The following is a 17671-nucleotide window of genomic DNA, read 5'->3' as shown; positions in this document are numbered from 1 at the left end:
AACATAGGAATGATGAGCGCTGTTCGGATCGATCGGCGATGACTATGGGTATGGAGTGAATTAGGATGAAATACAGAAGTACAAGAGGCCAAGTGACAGGCAAGGGCTTCATCGAGACCCTGCTGATGGGACTGGCCGATGACGGCGGACTGATGATCCCCGAAGAGATACCTGTGATCGATGCCGCTACGCTGCAGCAGTGGGGCAAACTGAGCTATGAAGAGCTGTTCCTGGCGATCTTCGCCTATTATACCAATGACGAGATTCCGCATGAGGATCTGAAGGCGATGGTCTCCCGTGCGTACGGGCGTTTCCGTCACCCCGACATTACACCGCTGAGACGAATCGACGACCAGCTCCATGTGCTGGAGCTGTTCCACGGCCCGACATTTGCCTTTAAGGATGTCGCCCTGCAATTTATGGGAGAACTGTATTCGTACGTTGCCCAGAAGCATGGCGAGACGATCCATATCCTTGGCGCGACCTCTGGCGATACCGGCGCTGCGGCGATCGAAGGCGTACGTGGCAAAGAGGGCATCCGCATCTGCATCCTGCATCCGCATCAGAAGGTCAGTATCGTGCAGGAGCGCCAGATGACGACGGTGAACGACCGCAATGTGCTCAATCTGTCGGTCAAAGGAAACTTCGACGACTGCCAGCGCGTCATCAAAGAATTGTTCGCTGACCTGCCGTTCAAGAGCAAGTATCATCTGCGGGCGATCAACTCGATCAATTTTGTGCGGATTCTTTCACAGTCCGTTTACTATTTCTATGCTTATCTGCAGCTGCAGGATCAGCTTGCAGGCGCCGAGGTCAACTTCTGCGTCCCTTCCGGCAATTTTGGCAACATCTTCTCCGGCTATCTGGCCAAGCGGATGGGGCTGCCGGTGGGCAAGCTGATCATCGCTACCAACGAGAACAATATTCTCGAGAACTTCGTACGTACCGGGCTGTACCGCTCGGGCGAGTTCAAGAGCACGCACAGTCCATCGATGGATATCCAGGTCGCCAGCAACTTCGAACGTTATCTGTACTATCTGCTCGGAGAAGACGCCGGGGCGGTTGCCCAGGCGATGAAAGGCTTCCAGGAGCAGGGCGCCATCGAACTGGAAGGCGAACTGCTGGAGCTGGTCCAGCGGGACTTTGCAGCCTATGGGATCGACAATGCCAGCTGCTTGTCCACGATCGGCAAGTACCAAGAGGCGCACGGCTATCTGCTTGATCCGCATACGGCTTGCGGCGTCACGGCCACCGAGAGTTATGCCGCCGATTCGGGCGATCAGCGGATTGCGATCTCCTTTGCGACCGCGCACCCGGCCAAGTTCGACGAAGCGATCCGCCTCGTCGATATCCAGCAGGAGCTGCCTGCCGAGATTCAGACGCTGTTCACGTTGGAGCAGCATCAGACGGTCATCGAGCAAGACAAACAGGAAGTCGTCCGCGAGCTGGAGCGGTTCTTCCAGTTGTAAATTCATAGCTTAACGGCCAAGCCGCTGCGGGGGAGACCCTCGCGGCGGCTTTTGTTATACTTTTTAGAATCGTACCGGATGACCGTACTGCCGGCAGGACGGATGATGCGCGTTCAGATGGGCATAAGGATGGGCGTGCGACTGATAGCTTGGCTGCGCAGGCTGCTGCATGGACGTGGGGGAGTTAACGGCAGGCTCCCTGGTACCGGCGTAGCCATAAGCGTCTGCCGGCGCACTCATGCCTGGCCCGCCGTACTGGGCTTGTGAGTAGGCAGGGACCGTCATCTCAGGAACCCCATAGCCGCCAGGTGCTGGTGCGTGATGCACGTTGTGTCCGGTCTGGGCCGGTCCGAACTTGATGGCAGGAGCGGCGGCTGCGCCATGCACCTGCTGACTGTGGCAGTCCTTCGGCGGGCCGATGACAACCGTCTCTTTTATAGGGGCCAGTGCAGACTTGATTTTGTCCCGATCGAGACAGTACGAATGCGCGAGCACCTCAGGCGGCGTCAGCCGCAGGATATCCGACCCGAAGATGACATCCGGGATGGGGGCGTCGAAGATGGCCAACAGATGGGTATTGTCCTCCGTAGCGGCATCATAATGCCACCAGCCCTGCGGCACATTGGCTACCTGACCGGGTTTGATCGGGAAGTGCAGCAGTTCTTGGGTAAACGGGTTAAGTACCGAGATAAGGGCAGCTCCGGAAATGCAGTAGACGAGCTCTGTTGAGTTTTGATGGTAATGGGGTTCGACGAGATTGTCCTTGCTGAGGAAGATGTCGAGCAGCGACACATTGCCGAGCGTATTCAACTGCTTGATGCTGAGCTCGGTAATATAGTTGCGGTTATCTTTCTGGAAGGTAATATTCTGATTGAGATCGTAGGTAAACTGCACATTCGGTGCAGTGAAGTCCATATAGGATACTGCCATTCTGTGATCCGCTCCTTCGTAAGTGGTTAATCTTAAGGCCGTTATGCAATACTCTATGTTCCTGCCCATGGGTTGGTGTCTAGCGGATGCTCAGGAGCCTGGCGGAGAGGTTAAATAATTACAAATAATCTTGGCTTTGTCTCTGGAGCGAGTCGGAGCAGGCATTATATAATGTGGGCGTGACAAGTTGAGCTGAAGCGGAGCGTGGGAATGTGAAGCGTACGATAGGAGAGTTTCTACAAGCGATGAAAGCGCTATCTGGGGATGCGTCTTCTGTTGTGGACGGGTGGATCTACGGCGATCCGCAGTGGCCGGTTACCGGCGTGGCTGTTGTCTTCTCGGCCACGCTGGCGGTGCTGGAGGAAGCTGCGGGTATGGGGGCCAATCTCATCATCGCCCATGAGGGACCCTATTACAGTCATCATCCCGGAGAAGCCTGGCTTGCCGGAGACCCTGTGTACTTGTACAAAAAGCGCTGGATCGAGGAGCGGCAGCTGGCAATCTATCGCAATCACGATCATTGGCATCGTCGCCAACCCGACGGCATCATGCAGGGACTGCTGCGTGCGCTGCAATGGGAGACGCACGTCGAGACGTATCTGCCGACAGCGGCTATCGTCACTTTGTCCGCCGTCACGCTGGCGGAGCGGGCTGGCGAGCTCAAGGAGCGGCTGGGAGCGCCGTTCGTCAGGCTGGCGGGCGATCCGGCGATGACGAGCCGCCGTATTGGACTGCTGGCCGGTTATCGGGGCAGTGCCGCACAAGCGCTGCCATTGTTCAGCGAGCATCGGGTTGACACCGTAATTGCAGGCGAAGGCCCGGAGTGGGAGCTGCCCGACTATATCGCCGATGCGTGCCGGCAAGGCAGCCCTCGGGGGCTGCTCCTGCTGGGGCATGCCGTCAGCGAGGAGCCGGGGATGCGCTACTTGGCGGAGGAGCTGCAAGCCGTGGGGCCGGATGTGCCTGTCCGCTATATCGCGGGACAGCAGCCCTTCGCGGTGAGGTGAGTGAGGCTGCAGCTTAGTCCAGCGGGATCTTCCGCGCAGCGGACGGAGGGTAGCCTTTGAGCGAGCGGAACACATTGCTGAAATAACTGATATCCTGGAAGCCGCAGCGCTCGGCGACCTCGGAGACGCGGAAGCCTCCGGCAGCCAGCATCATCTCCGCATGATTCATACGGACCATGTTGACGAACTGTTTGAAGGAGGTGCCGGTATCCTGCTTGAAGCGCTTGCTAAAATAGACGGGGTGGAGGCCGGCCAGCTCGGCCACCGTCTCCAGCCGCAGCGGCTCGGCATAATGGTCGGCGATGTAGGCTCTGGCCATCGCCATCCGCTCATCGGTCTGCGCGCCGGCTCCCAAACGCGATGCGAGCAGGAGCAGCCGGTGCAGGATCAGGAGGAACAGTCCTTTGGCCTGTAACTGATGCCCCAGCTGCTTGGTCATCCATACTTGGGTGAACTCCTTGAGGTAGCGCATGATCTCCGGCGTCTGGCAGCCTTGGGAGACAGTGGCCAGGGGCAGCGGCGGTATCGCTGCAGGATGTATATGAAAGTTGAAGGCATACGAATGCATGGGGTTGTCCTGACGGGTCGTGGCCTGTCTCACAGCACCGGGCGGGATGTAGAGCAGGTCGCCGCCGGTCACGGTCACGAGCCGGTCATTGATATAATAGTCGGCCTGGCCGGCCACGACGAACGTCAAGTCGTGGAAGCCGATACGTTGCCTGATAATCTCCCAGTCGGGGTAGCAGCGGCGGTCGACGAACAGGAACACTTCGGGGTCCATGCTGGCATAGCTGGACAAATCCATCGTACTCCCCCTTCATTTCTTGGATCGCGGGCCCGTACCTAGATAAAGGTTGAACCCATAATATGATTATACCAGACGAGAGGCGGAGAAGAAGCAAATGACCACACCTATCTATGATCAGCCAGGGTATCACTGCTGGCTGGACTATCGTTTGATTAAAGATGAGCAGCTTAGAAACGACTATGCCGAGTTCGGCTCGGCGTTCACAGTGCTCGGCGACTCGCCGCTGCGGCAGTCGGCAGCCGAAGAGCTGAAGCGGGCGCTAACCGCTCTGCTGGGTAAGGAGCCGGAGGTCCGGGGCCCCGGTACGGAAGGCAAGGCTGTCATTGCCGGCACCTGGGACGAGATCGGCAAGACCTACCCTTCCGTGGCCCTCGAACCAGGAGTGGATCTGGGGGAGGAAGGCTATGTGCTGCAGTCAGTCCGTGAGGGGATTATCCTCGCCAGCGCTGCGGAGCGCGGCGTGCTGTATGCCGTCTTCCATTTCCTGCGGTTGCTGCAGACCGGTGCTTCGCTCGACGGGCTTAATATTCAAGAGCGGCCGCGCAACGGACTGCGGATGATCAACCATTGGGACAATATGGATGGCTCGATCGAACGCGGTTATGCCGGACGCAGCATCTTTTATGAGGCTAACCGCTTCCGCCAGGACGCGCGGAGGATCAAGGATTATGCAAGGCTGCTCGCATCGGTGGGGCTCCATGCGATTACGATCAACAACGTCAATGTGCACCACCACGAGACCAAGCTAATAACGGAGGAGTATCTGGGTGACGTTGCCAAGGTGGCTGACCAATTCCGCGCCTATGGCATCCGGTTATATCTGAGCATCAACTATGCGGCACCGATAGAAATCGGAGGTCTGGCGACAGCAGATCCGCTCGATGAGGGGGTACAGACCTGGTGGCGGGAGCGCTGTACTGTGATTTACAAGCATATTCCGGATTTCGGCGGTTTCCTGGTCAAGGCGGATTCCGAATTTCGTCCGGGCCCGTTTACGTACGGCCGGGATCATGCCGATGGCGCCAATATGCTGGCCGATGCGATTGCCCCATATGGCGGCCGAGTCATCTGGCGCTGCTTTGTCTATAACTGCCTGCAGGACTGGCGGGACCGCAGCACCGACCGGGCCAGGGCAGCCTACGACCATTTCATGCCGCTGGACGGCCGGTTCCGGGACAATGTCCTGCTGCAGATCAAGAATGGTCCGATGGACTTCCAGGTTCGCGAGCCGGTGTCGCCGTTGTTTGGCGGGCTGGAGCGGACGCAGCATCTGCTGGAGCTGCAGATCACACAGGAGTATACCGGCCAGCAGCGTCATTTGTTCTATCTGGTGCCGCAGTGGAAGGCGGTCCTGGATTTCGATACCTTTGCCAGAGGCGAAGGTTCGACCGTCGCGGAAGCGGCCAGCGGCCGCATGTTCGGTCAGAAGCTTGGCGGAATCGCCGCCGTAACCAATCTTGGCGATGATGCCAACTGGACGGGGCACGGTCTGGCCCAAGCCAACCTGTATGGCTATGGCCGTCTGACGTGGGATCCGGGCTTGACGGCGGAGGCGATCGCCTCGGAATGGGTCCGGATGACCTTGGGTAACGATGATCAGATAGAGCGCGTCATCCTGGAGATGCTCCTCGCTTCGCCGGAGATCTACGAGTCCTATACCGCCCCGCTCGGCGTCGGTTGGATGGTCAACCCTAACCATCACTACGGCCCCAATGTCGACGGGTATGAGTACGCCAAATGGGGAACGTATCATTTTGCAGATTGCCAGGGTATTGGAGTGGACCGCACTGTGGAAAATGGGACTGGCTATATCGGTCAGTATCATAAGCCATGGTCTGACATCTATGCCTCCACCGAGACCTGTCCCGACGAGCTGCTGCTGTTCTTCCATCATGTGCCGTATACCCATAAGCTTCACTCTGGCAAGACCGTGATCCAGCACATCTATGACACGCATTTCGAAGGCGCCGAGCGGGCGGCAGGACTGCTGGGGCAGTGGGATGCTCTGCAGGCCAAGATCGAGCCGGGCCTGCATGCCGGCATCCGGGAGCGGCTGGTCCATCAGGCCGAACACGCCTTGGAGTGGCGGGATCAGATCAATACGTACTTCTATCGCAAGTCGGGAATCGCGGATGGGCGGGGGCGGACGATCTATTAGATTGGCAAGAAGAAAGAGGCAATACCATAAGCAGGGCAAGCCGAATGGGGCTTGCCCTTGTTCTGTTGAGCAGGTGAAGCCGGACCTTAGCGTGTCACCTAGCGGCAGCGGCAGAAAGGGATGCTGCAGCGGACCGAGCGTGCGATCGCAAGGCAATAGCGGCAGCAAAGTTGTCAGCCGGTGACTGTGCCAGCCGCCGGGCCGGGAGCGGGCGAAGGCCCATCCTCGACAGGCTCGCTCTCGCTGATCCCGTAGCGGTCGTGGATGCGGCGCAGCAGCGGAGGCGCCCACCAGTTGGCTCCTCCGGCCAGCTTCATAAAGGCCGGCACGAGCACGGAGCGGATGAGGGTGGCGTCGACCAGTACGGCCAGCATCATGCCAACTCCGAGCATTTTGAGGAAGACGACCTCGCCGGCGGCATACGCTGCAAAGGTGAAGGCGAGGATGAGTGCGGCTGTCGTGACAAGAGAGCCGCTTTTTTGGAGGCCGCTTGCTACTGATTCCTCCAGATCGCCGGTACGATCGTACTCTTCCTTGATCCGCGAGAGGATGAACACCTCATAGTCCATCGACAGACCGTATGCGATACAGAACATCAGGATCGGGATGCTTGGTTCGATAGAGCCCGCTGGCGTGAAGTTCAACAATCCCGACAAATTGCCGTTCTGGAACACCCAGACCAGAGCCCCGAACATGATCGTCAGACTCAAGAAATTGAGCAGCGTCGCCTTGAGCGGGAGCAGCAGGCTGCCGCTCATCAAGAACAGGATGACGAAGGTGATGATCAGTACAAGACTTAGAGCCAGCGGGATCCGCTCCAGCAGCTTGTCGCGGAAGTCGGTCAGATCGGCCGGGTAGCCGCCGACCATCACCTCCCAGGGTACCTCTGCCGCACGGATCTCCCTGACCATGTCTGTAGCTTGGGTGGAGATGCTCTCTCCATATGGGATTACGGTCAGATACGTGCCGCCTTGGGCGCCGGCGAATCGATCATAGCCATCATCAGGCTCTATGATTCGCACACCGGCAGCATAGGAGCCTGCCAAGGAATCGACCTGGATGATCCCGTTCAGCAGCGACAGCCGCTCGGCATACGCGGCAATCTCCGGCAGCGCTGCAGTCGGATCGCCCACTCCGGCAGCGATGATCTGGATCGCATCGGTTTCTTCCGCCGGGAATCCTGCGGCCTTCTGTTCTTCGACCTGACGGCTGGTCGTATCGGCAGGCAGCACGCGGTGGTCGGGCAGGCCAAACTGCAGCTGCAGGATCGGCGATCCGAGGAGCAGGAGCAGCAGGACAGCCGCTCCGCCGTACAGGACAGGACGGCGCATGATCGTCTTAGCCGTGCGGTACCACCAGCCGCCCCTCTGTGCGACAGCCGGCTGCTGCGGGGAGAGGATGGCGCCATGTTTGTTGCGTCTGGCCAGTCGTTCACCCAGAACGGCAAAGAAAGCCGGGAGGATGAAGACAGAGCCGACGATGCCGCTCAGTACGACCAGCACGCCGGTATAAGCAAAGGATTGCAGGAACGGGAAGGGGAACACGAATAGAACGGCGCAGGAAGCAGCGACCGTCACGCCGCTGAAGATCACGGTTCTCCCGGCCGTCTGCACGGTACGGATGGTCGCCTCATGAGCGGCGCGGCCAGCGGCGAGCTCCTCGCGGAAGCGGGCGATCATGAACAGGCTGTAGTCGATGCCGAGCCCGAGCCCCATCACCAGTGTCAGATTCAGCGCAAACGTCGAGACTTCTGTGAAGGGGACGACAGCGCCAAGCGCGGCCAGGGTGCCGACCATCGAGAACAAGCCGACGCCCATCGTCAGCGCGGTCGCCCGGAACCGGCGGTAGACGAGCAGGAGGAGCAAGAATACGCCAGGCAGGATGATCAGCTCGGCACGGACAAAATCTTGCCTTGCCAGCTCGGCGGCCTGCCGGAAGATCTCATCCTGTCCGCCGACCTGTACGGTGAACTGGTCATTAACCCGCGTGAACTGAGGCGATAGCTCGGCGAGGGCTGTGCGCGCTTCGGTCACTGTACCTTGCAGATGAGCGAGGATCAGCGCCTGCCTCCCGTCTTCGCTGCGGAGCGTCGGGGTATTGCCGCGGGACCAGTAGGAATAGGCTTCTTTTACGGCCTCCTGCGATGCCAGCTCATCCATCAGGGCAAGACCGGCGTATCTGTTGTCCTCCTGGTCGATATCGCCCTGCTTCATCGTCACCAGTAGCGCCAGATTGGGACTGCCCGAGGCAAACTGCTGCTCCAGCAGCCTGCCGGCCTGATACGACTCCGAACCGGGGACTTCCCACCGGCTGAGTGACAGCTTGTCGACCGTTCCGGCACCAATCACCGCTGAGACGATGAACAACAGCAGGCCGGCTGCGATGACCCGCCTCCTGGCCTTTACAATCATCCGGCCAAGCTTGCGTAGCAAGGACTCCTTTCCAGACTTAGGCCTTACGTGGTCCTTGTGTTTGTTCACTGTCATACCCATCTCTCCTCCACGCCTAATTTTTGGTATTTGTTTGATTGATCAAACAATATACCGCAAAAAAAATTAGTTTCTCTATCTGTTTTCCTGCCCAAGCCGGCCGATGTAGGCTTCGAGCATCGCGACCAGCGTATCATAGGCGCCGTCATAATCGAAATCCGCGTCGCTTAAGCGTTGCAGACCCAGCCCATCCAAAACGGACATCAAAATGGGCGACAACTGCCTTGCCTGCTCCTCGGGCAGACCGGCTACCGCTTCGATCAACCCGGCCAGATGCTGGCGTTTGCGCAGCAGCGTGTCCTTGATGCTGCCGGAGACGGCGGGATTGCGCAGCCCCAGCGCATACAATTCGTAGCGAAGCCGGATATACTCGGGATTCTCATCGGCTCGGGACTTGGGCTTCTCCAGCGCGGCGCGAATCGTATCCGGCGTCAGTGGCCGCGGCTCCTGATGCTTCAGGAACGACATCGACTCGCAGTAACGATCCGACTCGCGGCGGAATACTTCGGCGAATAGCAGATCCTTGCCGGAGAAGTAATAGCTGATCAGACCCTGAGCGACCCCGGCTTCACGGGCGATCTCCTTGGTCGAAGCCTCATCGTATCCGCGTTCCGCCAGCACCTTGAGGGCGGCTTGGATGATTCGTTCGCGTTTATCGTTATCGGTCATCCTGGGCCTCCTCCAACATTTGTTTGAACGCTCAACCAATAGATTAGCATAGATTTATCCGGCTGACAACTCCTTGCTGTTACGGTATCGTGATGCATACTTTGCCGAAGTGCTCGTCTTTGGCCGGATAACGCAGTGACTTTGACCGTCTGGCAGAAGAGAACCGCGCAGGACAGTCCCGCTAAATAAGCGCAAGCCCCGGAAAGGTCCGGAGGCTTGCGCTTATTTTTACAGCTTTGGCATGGACGTTATCACTTTATCGATAAGGCCATAGGCCAGCGCCTCTTCAGCGGACATGAAATAGTCGCGGTCCATGTCGCGTTCGATCTTCTCGGCAGGCTGGCCGGTCCGTTCAGCCGTGATCTGCACGACCTTCTCCCGGATGTACAGGATGCGTTTGGCGCTGATGGCGATATCGCTGGCCTGGCCTTGAGCGCCGCCGTGCGGCTGATGGATCATGATCTCGCTGTTAGGCAGCGCGTACCGCTTGCCTTTGGCTCCGGCCAGCAGCAGCAGAGAAGCGAAGGACGCGGCAAAGCCCGTACAGATGGTGTGGACCTGCGGTGTGATATACTGCATCGTGTCAAAGATGCCGAAGCCTGCCGAGGTGGAACCGCCCGGACTATTGATGTACATATGGATGTCCTTCTCCGGATCCTCCGCTTGCAGGAACAGCAGCTGGGCAACGACGCTGTTGGCCAGGGCGTCGTCGATGGCGGCGCCGACGAATACGATGCGGTCTTTGAGCAGCCGCGAGTAGATATCATACGTGCGCTCGCCGCGGGTGGTTTGCTCGACGACATAAGGGACAACATTCATTTCTTGATCGCCTCCAATGGGAAAGTTTCGCTACGTAAACGGATCAGGGGAGGCAAAAGATACGCACATCCAGCGTATCCTTTTGCAGGTCTTAATCGTTTATACTGTAAGCAGAACTTCGGAAAGTTAGGAGCGGATAATATGATCACGGAGCAACGCCATAAGGCATGCGAGCAAGAACGAGATGCCCAGCTGCGGACGAAGCTGTACAGCTACTGTCTGTCGCTGACACGATCGCCGGCGGATGCCGAGGATCTGGTGCAGGAGACGCTGCTTAAGGCCGAGGCCAGGCGGCAGCGCCGCGGCGATCACGTCAATCCGGAGGCGCTGCTGCTGAGGATGGCCAAGAACACCTGGATCGACGGTCTGCGACGGACGGCGGTGTTCCGGGATGTCGTAGAGCGGAAGTTGAGGCATCAGGAGAAGTATGGGGCAGTGGGGGCGGAAGCGGACATGGAGCGGATGGAGGCGGCCTTTCATGTGCTGATGCGCGACTTGTCCCCGCCCCAGCGCACGGTGCTGCTGATGCGTGAGGTGCTGGGCTACTCCGCAGCGGAGTGCGCGGACCATCTAGGGACGACGGAGGGGGCGGTCAAATCGCTGCTGCACCGGGCGCGCCATGCGCTCGCGCCCGCAAGAGCGGAAGGGGCCGAGGCATACGAAGAGGCGCTCCTAGACGAAGGGGCCCCCGATTATGGCGAGCTCGTGGAAGCTTATGTCCGGGGCGACATCGAGCGTCTGCTCCGGCTCATCAGCGGAGCGGAGAGCGCCCCCCGCACCCTTGTGGAAGCAGTCTCATCGATCCGCATGGGAAGTTCCACCGGCGGAGCTGCCGCCCCTTACGCATCATGGACGGGGATGGAGATGCGTTTGGTCTCCTGATGCTTCGTCCCATGATTCAGCAGCAGTCGGGCCGCCCGGGGCCCCTTAACTACTGTCCGCGCCCTTTGTCATAAGCGGCAGAAGCTGCCGGTAGATGCCGATAACCTCCTCCACCGGCATGCGGACTAGCCCGCTTGAGGACGGGGCGACGAAGTCCGTGATCCCCTGGGCGACAGGCTGCTCCTGTGTGCCCCAGGGGATGACGCGCTGCTCGGTCAACTGCTCGTACACCCCTTTCCCCACATAACAGACAACCTTGGGGCGATAGTGTAAGAGCTTCTCCCTTAACAATCGCGCCCCTTCCCGGTATTCCTCCTTGGTGATCTCGGCCGCCGTCCGTGTAGGCCGGGCCACGATGTTCGTAAATCCATAGCCGTAGTCCGCCAGCAGATCGCCGTCTTCATCGGGATGATAGCGCCGCCTGGTCAGGCCAGCTTCGTGGATGATCTTCCAGAAGCGGTTGTGCGGATTGGCATAGTGATGTCCGGTCTCCCCGGAGCGCAAGCTGGGATTGAAGCCCACGAACAGCAGGTTCATGTCCGCTGCCAGATGATCCGGAATCCCGTTTAGCATGTCTTCTCCCCCTTCGGTTATAAAGTCCACTCTTTATATACCCCAATTATACGACAAACTTAGAAGAGAACAGAGTTTTTGCTGGGCAGTGCATCCATATTGTGTTACTATATTGACAAAAAGTAACACGAATCAGGAGCGATTGACTGTTGAACGGAAACAAACGCCCCGCCCGCTTGCCACACGTCTTCCATCCCGATGAACCGAATATGAAGGTCATTGTCCCGCTATTGCTGGCAGCAGCCATCTTAACTGTCGTAATGGCGATCGGTATCGGTCCGGTGTCCGTCCACCCATGGACGGTGGCGCGGATCGTGCTTAGCAAGCTCGCCTTGCTGGCGCCGCACCTCCCGGCAGACTGGACTCAGCTCGATGAGAATATCGTGTGGACGCTGCGTCTGCCCAGAGTGCTGCTGGGTATGATCGTGGGCGCCTCGCTCGCTGTCACCGGGGTTGCCATGCAGGCGCTGGTGCGCAACTCCCTTGCGGATCCCTTCCTGCTGGGGGTATCCTCGGGCGCTGCGGCGACGGCTACGCTGGGCATGCTGTTTGGTGTCTTCGCCTTTCTCGGCAGCTATGCCCTCTCGATCAGCGCCTTCCTCGGAGCGGCAGCGACGATCTCGATCGTCTATGCGATCTCCCGGGTCCGGGGGCGGATCCATATCACGCAGCTGTTGCTCTCAGGCGTCGTTATCGCGCTTATCATGGACGCCATCACCAATATTATTACCCTCAGCGCACCCAATGCGCTGGGGCTCCATAATGCCGCATTTTGGATGTCGGGCTCGCTGGCTGGCGCCAAATGGGGGTATCTCACCGTCCCACTGATCGTTATCGTCTGTTGCATGACTGTCTTGATGCTCCTGTACCGCTCGCTGAACGCTCTGCTGCTCGGAGATGAGACGGCCGGGACGCTGGGCTTCAATATAGGTCGCGTGCAAAAGCTGCTTGTTCTGATCGCATCGCTGCTGGCAGGCGTGACGATTGCGGTGAGCGGCGCGATCGGCTTCATCGGATTGATGGTCCCGCATATGACGCGGATGCTGGTCGGCTCGGACCATAAGCGGGTGCTGATCGTGAGCGCGCTGCTCGGCGGCATTCTCGTCGTATGGACCGATGTGGCGGCACGGATGGTTATCGCTCCGCAGGAGCTGCCGATCGGGCTGCTGACGTCGCTGGCAGGCGGGCCGTTCTTTATCTGGCTTCTGAAGCGCAGGACTAAGGCATGAAAGCGGGGAGCGTATGAAACTGCAAGTGGACGAGCTAAGCTTTGCTTATGATGAGAACGCGATAATCCAGAATATCCGGCTTCACGTGAAGACGGGTGAATTTGCCGGCATCCTGGGCCCTAACGGGAGCGGCAAATCGACGGTTCTCAAAAATATCTACCGGGCGCTCAGGCCCGATACCGGCGTAGTCCGTCTGGACGATGAAGATCTGCTGGCGATGAGCAGCAAGAAAGCTGCGCTGAAGATGGGCGTGGTCGGACAGGAAAATACGGTGCCGTTTGACTTTAAGGTGGAAGACATCGTCGCCATGGGCCGCAGTCCCCACAAGCGCTTGTTCGAAGGAGACAATGGGGCCGACCGCGAGATCGTAGCCAGGGCATTGGAGCAGACCGGGATGGGCGCAAAGGCCAAACGGGACTTCAGCGACCTCTCCGGCGGCGAGAAGCAGCGGGTGCTGCTGGCGAGAGTGCTCGCGCAGCAGACCGAGCTCCTGCTCATGGACGAGCCGACCAATCATCTGGACGTCTATTATCAGCTGCAGATGTTTGATCTGATCAAGGGGCTGGGCATTACTGTGCTCTCCGCGATCCATGACTTGAACATGGCGGCATTGTACTGCGATCGCCTCTACGTGCTGAAGTCGGGATATCTGTATGCGACGGGGAGTCCGGAAGAGATCTTGACTCCGGAGCTGATCCAGGACGTGTATGGGATCCATGCCGAGGTTGCTGTCCACCCGGCGACCCGCAAGCTGTCAATCGCCTATGTGCCGGACAGTATTCGAAGACCAAAGGAGCGTAAGACATGAACAACCGAATGATGAGCACAGGTCTAGGTGCAATTATGCTGGCAGGATTGCTTGCGGGCTGCGGCGGTTCCCCAGGGAAGACGGCAGATGTGCAAGGAGCAGCATCGCCAGCGGAGCAGACAGAGCAGCTAGAGCAGTCTGACTACGCGCCGCTAATCTTGGATAACTACGGTCGGGAAGTGACGGTGACGAGCAAGCCGTCCAAGGTGCTGACGCTCGGACCGAATGCGTCGGAGCTGTTTGTGGCGCTCGGACTGACCGATTATGTCATCGGCAACAGCCTGGACAATCACAGTCGGGGCGCGCTGCCGGAATATGAAGAGGATTATGCCCGGATTCCCGAGCTCACCTACGGCTCGGCCACCAGAGAAGCGGTCATCACGAGCGGGGCGGACTTCATCTACGGCATCGATTGGGAGTTCGGGGGCGAAGGGCTGGATGTGGAGGAGCTGGCGGGTCTGGGTATGTCAACGTACATGAACAGTGCCTCCTCGCTGGAAGAGATGTATCAGGAGATCCGGGATCTCGGCCGGATCTTCGGCATCGAAGAGGCGGCGGAAGCGTTTGTAGCCGATCAAGCAGCAAGGATTGCAGCGGTGCAGGAGATGATCGATGGCCTGGAGCCTGTCGATGTGCTGGTCTACGACAGCGGCGGCGAGGGCGTATTTACAGCAGGCGGTACGAATTTCGAGACGCTGCTGATCGGCTATGCGGGCGGCAGGAACGTCTTTGGCGATATTACGGACAAGCAGTGGACTACCGTCAGTTACGAGGAAGTGTTGAAGCGGGATCCGGATGTCATCGTCATCCATGACTACGATGCCCCTTCGCTGGAGCAGAAGATCGCGGATATCAAGAGCAATCCTGCGCTCTCCCAACTGGCCAGCGTCCAGAACGAACGTTTCGTCGCGATCTCGCTGGAGAGCGTGCTGCCGGGCAATCGGATGGCCTATACCGTAGAAACGCTGGCGAGAGGTTTTTATCCGGAGCAGTTTGAATAATACCAAAGAGCCCTGCTGTCTCTCTTAAGAGGAGCGAGGGCTCTTTGGTATGTTGATTGCCGATGCGTCAATCCGGCTTAGCTGTTCACGAAACCGACCTGCCGGAGAAAGCGGAGCAGCACGACAGCGGACTCGGCACGGGTGGTCTCGCCCCCGGGAACGAACTGATCAGGCGACCTGCCTGTCATCAGACCGGATTCCACCTGCATCGCCACTGCCTGCCTGGCCCAATCACTGATCATTGTGTGGTCCTGGAATCGTTCCAGCGCCGCTGTTCCGTTTGCCGTATTGGCGGCTTGACCTAAGTATTCCAGCACATGGAGCGTCATGAGCGCCAGCTCTTGTCTGGAGATCGGACGGTGCGGACCGAACGTCCCGTCGGGATAACCCTGGACCAGTCCGTTGTCCGCTGCCCAATGTACGGCATCCGCGTACCAGCTGTCTGCGGCCACATCACTGAACCGATGACGCTCTGCTCCCTCGACATCTACGCCAAGCGCCCGCACCAGCAGCGTCATGAATTGGGCGCGCGTCACGTTTGCATGAGGCTCATAAGCGGAGCTGCTCATGCCGAACACGATCTGCTTGGCGGCCAGTGTCTCCACTTCCTGCTGAGCCCAGTGGCCTGCCATATCATCAAAGGCGACGCTGCCGCTGATGACGGTGTAGAGGCTGTTGCGGTTGCGCTGAATCCATACCCTCCAGCTGCCATCCTCCTGAACAAAGCGGCTCGGCACAAACTGCCACGATCCGGTATCGGAGTCGAAGGCAATGCCGGTCGAGCGGTTCGGATCAAAGGCGGCGCCAGGATCGAACGGAATGGAGCGCGGGATAAAGGTCGAGCCGAAGTCTTGCAACATGACTTCACGAGTGCCGGAGCGAGCAAAAAGCTCAAAAGCGACAAGCGGTGCAATCCGGCTCAGATCGCTGGCTGCAAGCAACGGATCTGCAAGCGAAGCATCCGCCAGACTGATCCGGATCGCCACATGCTCTAGACCGTCTTGCAAAGAACCTTCCAGTGACGATGGGAGCACTGCCAGAGGAAGCCGGTAAGAGCCTGTAGGCGTATCAAACGCCAGCACTCTGGATGGGTCCAGCCGGAGCATCGTCTCCCAAAGCTCCGTCTCCAGCAGGAGCTCCACGCTGTCGGCGGCGCTCGCTGAAGTCACCCTGAGCATGCCTTCACCCGCCTCGTCTGCCAGCCAGGTCAACATGGCTTCCGTATCGAGATGGACAAGCACGGTGCCATCCTCCGCAGTCGATTCCGAGACGAATCGCTGCGGGATCGCTACTACGGGCGACTGGTCCGGGACGTCAGGATCGTCGGGCTCATCCGGATCTGGACGGTCTGGATCCACGGGCCCGCCTGGCCAAACCGGCCCGCCCGGTCCAGCGGGTCCCCCCGGACCGCCGGAGTTGTTGCGCACGGTGATGGCCACCGGCTCCGACTCGGTATGATGCCCGGTCGCGTCACGCGCGATTGCCGTCATCGTATAGGTGCCGTCGGCTGCCTCGCGGCTGTCCCACTCCGTAGCATACCGCTCCGTGTCGGACGCCAGCTCCGGTCCGATGTTATAGCCGTTGATCCGGAACTGGACGCCCGCTACGCCGTCATTGTCCGTGGCCGTGGCTGCCAGTTCGATCGTCCCCGATACCGTGAGACCGGCAGCAGGCGAGACCGGTGTGATGGCCGGCGCGACGGTGTCGCCCGTACTGCGGTCGATCAGCCGCTGTGCGATAGAAGCGTCAACGGTGGCGCGGGTGACGACATATTGGCCGGGATTGCCTTTGAAGTGCAGGCAGCCGCATTCGGTGACTTCCCGGTGCAGCAGGAAGGCGCCGCTCGGCGTATCCTTCCTTTCGACCAGATAGTAGCCTTTGTTGAGATCCGTAAGCAGGATATCCTGCAAGCCTTCGCCTTCGACCTGGAAGTGAAGATCGGAGAGAGGGGCGCCGTTTTTGGAGAAGAACACCGTCTTGTTGAACAACCGGGCGCCGACTGCGTTGCCGCTGGCGAGCAGCATCGGCTCCACAGCAGCAGGCGTCCCCTCATAGCTCGCCGCAATGGCGTGAAGGAACAGGCCGGGGTAGGCCTGGTCCTGCCCGGTGACGTTCAACTCATGTGCCGAGCCCTGCGGGCCTGTGCCGAGCTCCGCTTGCTGCGGCAGCAGCGTCCAAGAGCTGGCGCTTTCCTGACCGGATTGAAAATCTGCCCGGTTGCCGTCAATCACCGGAGCGGCATTCGAAGAAAGATGGAATGATAAAGGAGCGGACTGCTCCGTCTTCACCCGGTCGAAGACAAATATAGCCAGCGGATGCTGCATGTCCCCGGTCGGCATCGTGACCATCGAACGGGTCACCCTTGGCAGTCCGGCAGGTGACGGTTCGTAGGCTTTGCCAAGCTCTCCGCTTATATAGGCGAAGCTGTAGCGGCCGCCGTCCTCATCTGTCCCGTAGGCCAACAGATCGGCCATATCCCGGCCGCCCCGGGGATCCAGCGGATCCGTCTCCGGCGATGGAGTCCGCGTGCCCTGCCCATCCAGGCGGACCGGTCCTCCTTGCAGGAGCGTGCCGGTACCGCGGAGCTGGAACACGCCGATGTCTTCTTCCGCCTCCGCGTATTTGCCGATGCGCAGCCGGACCTCATAGTCCGGCGCTCCTCCCGGCGCGCCATTCGCTTGCGCGATGATCTCCGAGCCCTGGGGCTCGGAGATGTACCGTACCGGAGACGGAGTTTCCGCATTGACTTCCGATGGACTTGCTGTCCAAAGTGCAGCGGTCATGGTCGCTGCAAGAAGGACAGATATCGAACGTTTGTAGCGCATGCTT

The 17671-nt window shown here is 59.3% G+C and carries 14 protein-coding genes; 7 read left to right on the top strand and 7 right to left on the bottom strand.

Annotated elements, in window-relative coordinates; all coding sequences use genetic code 11:
- The first annotated feature begins 65 nt into the window (after positions 1-65).
- Entirely contained in the window at positions 66-1469 is a 1404-nt protein-coding gene (gene thrC, locus ABC336_RS07950; protein ID WP_413238143.1) for a threonine synthase, read from the top strand.
- A 63-nt stretch (positions 1470-1532) separates the two neighbouring features.
- Here thrC and ABC336_RS07945 read toward each other — a convergent pair whose 3' ends face one another.
- A complete protein-coding gene (locus ABC336_RS07945; RefSeq protein WP_413238142.1) occupies positions 1533-2399 on the bottom strand; it encodes a cupin domain-containing protein in 867 nt (288 codons plus the stop codon).
- Between the two features lie 245 nt (positions 2400-2644).
- Here ABC336_RS07945 and ABC336_RS07940 point away from each other — a divergent pair, with 245 nt between their 5' ends.
- Positions 2645-3406 carry a Nif3-like dinuclear metal center hexameric protein gene (locus tag ABC336_RS07940; RefSeq protein WP_459564705.1) on the top strand — a complete coding sequence of 254 codons (762 nt, stop codon included), beginning with the start codon at positions 2645-2647 and terminating at the stop codon, positions 3404-3406.
- Positions 3407-3419: 13 nt separating this feature from the next.
- Here ABC336_RS07940 and ABC336_RS07935 read toward each other — a convergent pair whose 3' ends face one another.
- Positions 3420-4211 (bottom strand): helix-turn-helix transcriptional regulator, encoded by a 792-nt coding sequence (locus ABC336_RS07935; protein WP_413238140.1) that lies wholly within the window; start codon positions 4209-4211, stop codon positions 3420-3422.
- A 97-nt stretch (positions 4212-4308) separates the two neighbouring features.
- Between ABC336_RS07935 and ABC336_RS07930 the strand changes: the two genes are divergently transcribed.
- A complete protein-coding gene (locus tag ABC336_RS07930) occupies positions 4309-6372 on the top strand; it encodes an alpha-glucuronidase family glycosyl hydrolase (RefSeq protein WP_413238139.1) in 2064 nt (687 codons plus the stop codon).
- Between the two features lie 173 nt (positions 6373-6545).
- On the opposite strand, the gene ABC336_RS07925 is transcribed toward ABC336_RS07930, so the two are convergent.
- The 3 genes from ABC336_RS07925 to clpP all read right to left on the bottom strand — a co-directional run bounded on the left by ABC336_RS07925 (position 6546) and on the right by clpP (position 10349).
- The gene (locus ABC336_RS07925) at positions 6546-8858 is read right to left on the bottom strand and encodes an MMPL family transporter (RefSeq protein WP_413238138.1); all 2313 of its coding nucleotides are present in this window, start codon (positions 8856-8858) and stop codon (positions 6546-6548) included.
- 78 nt (positions 8859-8936) lie between these two features.
- Positions 8937-9530 carry a TetR/AcrR family transcriptional regulator gene (locus ABC336_RS07920; protein ID WP_413238137.1) on the bottom strand — a complete coding sequence of 198 codons (594 nt, stop codon included), beginning with the start codon at positions 9528-9530 and terminating at the stop codon, positions 8937-8939.
- Between the two features lie 228 nt (positions 9531-9758).
- Positions 9759-10349, bottom strand: a complete 591-nt coding sequence (gene clpP / locus ABC336_RS07915; protein ID WP_413238136.1) for an ATP-dependent Clp endopeptidase proteolytic subunit ClpP — start codon at positions 10347-10349, stop codon at positions 9759-9761.
- A gap of 141 nt (positions 10350-10490) precedes the next feature.
- On the opposite strand from clpP, the gene ABC336_RS07910 reads away from it, so the two are divergent.
- On the top strand, positions 10491-11231 hold the full coding sequence (locus ABC336_RS07910; RefSeq protein WP_413238135.1) for an RNA polymerase sigma factor: 741 nt from the start codon (positions 10491-10493) through the stop codon (positions 11229-11231).
- Positions 11232-11276: 45 nt separating this feature from the next.
- Here the strand turns inward: ABC336_RS07910 and ABC336_RS07905 are convergent, their stop codons facing one another.
- Positions 11277-11804 carry a mismatch-specific DNA-glycosylase gene (locus ABC336_RS07905; protein WP_413238134.1) on the bottom strand — a complete coding sequence of 176 codons (528 nt, stop codon included), beginning with the start codon at positions 11802-11804 and terminating at the stop codon, positions 11277-11279.
- 149 nt (positions 11805-11953) lie between these two features.
- On the opposite strand from ABC336_RS07905, the gene ABC336_RS07900 reads away from it, so the two are divergent.
- The 3 genes from ABC336_RS07900 to ABC336_RS07890 are packed head-to-tail and all read left to right on the top strand — an operon-like array spanning position 11954 to position 14842.
- Positions 11954-13033, top strand: a complete 1080-nt coding sequence (locus ABC336_RS07900) for a FecCD family ABC transporter permease (RefSeq protein WP_413238133.1) — start codon at positions 11954-11956, stop codon at positions 13031-13033.
- A 13-nt stretch (positions 13034-13046) separates the two neighbouring features.
- The gene (locus tag ABC336_RS07895) at positions 13047-13841 is read left to right on the top strand and encodes an ABC transporter ATP-binding protein (protein WP_413238132.1); all 795 of its coding nucleotides are present in this window, start codon (positions 13047-13049) and stop codon (positions 13839-13841) included.
- On the top strand, positions 13838-14842 hold the full coding sequence (locus ABC336_RS07890) for an ABC transporter substrate-binding protein (RefSeq protein WP_413238131.1): 1005 nt from the start codon (positions 13838-13840) through the stop codon (positions 14840-14842). The genes ABC336_RS07895 and ABC336_RS07890 overlap by 4 nt, the downstream gene beginning before the upstream one ends.
- Positions 14843-14919: 77 nt before the next feature.
- Here ABC336_RS07890 and ABC336_RS07885 read toward each other — a convergent pair whose 3' ends face one another.
- The gene (locus ABC336_RS07885; protein WP_413238130.1) at positions 14920-17667 is read right to left on the bottom strand and encodes an S-layer homology domain-containing protein; all 2748 of its coding nucleotides are present in this window, start codon (positions 17665-17667) and stop codon (positions 14920-14922) included.
- Between the last annotated feature and the right edge of the window lie 4 nt (positions 17668-17671).

The sequence above is a fragment of the Paenibacillus jepli genome, from assembly GCF_047238105.1.
Taxonomy (GTDB): Bacteria; Bacillota; Bacilli; order Paenibacillales; family Paenibacillaceae; genus Paenibacillus_D.
This window is presented reverse-complemented; position numbering and strand designations above follow the sequence as displayed.

Bases quoted from the DNA above. Each gene is read 5' to 3' on its own strand.
- ABC336_RS07945 (WP_413238142.1), bottom strand. From the start codon at position 2,399: ATGGCAGTATCCTATATGGACTTCACTGCACCGAATGTGCAGTTTACC.
- ABC336_RS07890 (WP_413238131.1), top strand. From the start codon at position 13,838: ATGAACAACCGAATGATGAGCACAGGTCTAGGTGCAATTATGCTGGCA.
- ABC336_RS07930 (WP_413238139.1), top strand. From the start codon at position 4,309: ATGACCACACCTATCTATGATCAGCCAGGGTATCACTGCTGGCTGGAC.
- ABC336_RS07895 (WP_413238132.1), top strand. From the start codon at position 13,047: ATGAAACTGCAAGTGGACGAGCTAAGCTTTGCTTATGATGAGAACGCG.
- ABC336_RS07885 (WP_413238130.1), bottom strand. From the start codon at position 17,667: ATGCGCTACAAACGTTCGATATCTGTCCTTCTTGCAGCGACCATGACC.
- thrC (WP_413238143.1), top strand. From the start codon at position 66: ATGAAATACAGAAGTACAAGAGGCCAAGTGACAGGCAAGGGCTTCATC.
- ABC336_RS07925 (WP_413238138.1), bottom strand. From the start codon at position 8,858: ATGACAGTGAACAAACACAAGGACCACGTAAGGCCTAAGTCTGGAAAG.
- ABC336_RS07920 (WP_413238137.1), bottom strand. From the start codon at position 9,530: ATGACCGATAACGATAAACGCGAACGAATCATCCAAGCCGCCCTCAAG.
- clpP (WP_413238136.1), bottom strand. From the start codon at position 10,349: ATGAATGTTGTCCCTTATGTCGTCGAGCAAACCACCCGCGGCGAGCGC.
- ABC336_RS07905 (WP_413238134.1), bottom strand. From the start codon at position 11,804: ATGCTAAACGGGATTCCGGATCATCTGGCAGCGGACATGAACCTGCTG.
- ABC336_RS07940 (WP_459564705.1), top strand. From the start codon at position 2,645: ATGAAAGCGCTATCTGGGGATGCGTCTTCTGTTGTGGACGGGTGGATC.
- ABC336_RS07910 (WP_413238135.1), top strand. From the start codon at position 10,491: ATGATCACGGAGCAACGCCATAAGGCATGCGAGCAAGAACGAGATGCC.
- ABC336_RS07935 (WP_413238140.1), bottom strand. From the start codon at position 4,211: ATGGATTTGTCCAGCTATGCCAGCATGGACCCCGAAGTGTTCCTGTTC.